We start from the raw sequence: 1135 nt of genomic DNA on the forward strand, positions 1-1135 counted from the left end.
TCATCGACTGGGTGGGCACGGCGCGGCCCGCGCAGGCGATGCTGGTCACGGAATGCTCGATGGCCTCGAACATCGCCGATGCCCACCCCGAGGTCGAGTTCCTGGGGCCCTGCAACATGTGCCCGCACATGAAGAAGATCACCCTGGAAAAGGTGCTGTGGTCGTTGCACTCCATGACCGGCCAGGTCGAGGTCGATGCGGCCGTCGCCGCTCCGGCCCGGCTGGCAGTGCAGCGGATGATCGACCTGTCGCGGCAACTGGCGGCCTGATCGGATGATCCGGACCGACCGCGTTGTGATCGTCGGCGCGGGACTGGCCGCGCTTTACGCGGCCCTTGCGCTGGCGCCGCGCCCGGTGCTGATGATCTCTCCCGATCCCTTGGGCCAAGGCGCCAGTTCCGCCTGGGCGCAGGGGGGCGTGGCGGCGGCCATGGGCCCCGCCGACAGCGCCGCGCAGCACGCCGCCGATACGCTGCGGGCGGGAGCGGGGCTTGTCGATCCCGCCGTGGCACGGCTGGTCACATCTCAGGCGCGCGACCACATCCTGCACCTTGCCGCGCTGGGGGCGCCCTTCGACCGCGACGGGGCGGGCGGCTTTGTCCTGTCGCGCGAAGCGGCGCACAGCCTTGCCCGCGTGGTGCGCGTCAACGGCGACGGGGCCGGAGCCGCGATCATGGCCGCCCTTGTGGCCGCCGTGCGGGCCGCGCCTTCGGTGCAGGTGGCCGAGGGCTGGGTCGCGACGGGGCTGCGTCTGAAGGGCGGGCGCGTCGCGGGGATCGACCTGGCGCTGGCCTCGGGCTCGGTCCCTGTGCCGGTCGCGGCGCCGGCGGTGCTGATCGCCGGGGGCGGATCGGGCGGGCTTTATGCCGTCACGACCAATCCCGCCCGCATCCGGGGCGAGGCCCTGGGCATGGCGGCCCGCGCGGGGGCGGTGATCGCGGATGCGGAATTTGTGCAGTTCCATCCCACCGCCATCGCCTGCGGCGCCGATCCCGCGCCGCTTGCGACCGAGGCGCTGCGGGGCGAAGGCGCCCGGCTGGTCGATGCTGACGGCACCCGCTTCATGGCGGCGCTGCACCCGGACGCGGACCTGGCCCCGCGCGACGTCGTGGCGCGCGGCGTCTTTGCCGAAACCC

The 1135-nt window shown here is 73.6% G+C and carries 2 protein-coding genes; both read left to right on the forward strand.

Going from position 1 to position 1135, the window contains the following annotated elements; genetic code table 11:
- The coding region (gene nadA / locus J0F76_RS21470; RefSeq protein WP_207472340.1) for a quinolinate synthase NadA at positions 1 to 269 on the forward strand (269 nt) is incomplete at its 5' end.
- Positions 270 to 273: 4 nt separating this feature from the next.
- The coding region (locus J0F76_RS21475; protein WP_207472342.1) for an FAD-binding protein at positions 274 to 1135 on the forward strand (862 nt) is incomplete at its 3' end.

The organism is Paracoccus fontiphilus, assembly GCF_017356265.1.
GTDB lineage: Bacteria > Pseudomonadota > Alphaproteobacteria > Rhodobacterales > Rhodobacteraceae > Paracoccus > Paracoccus fontiphilus.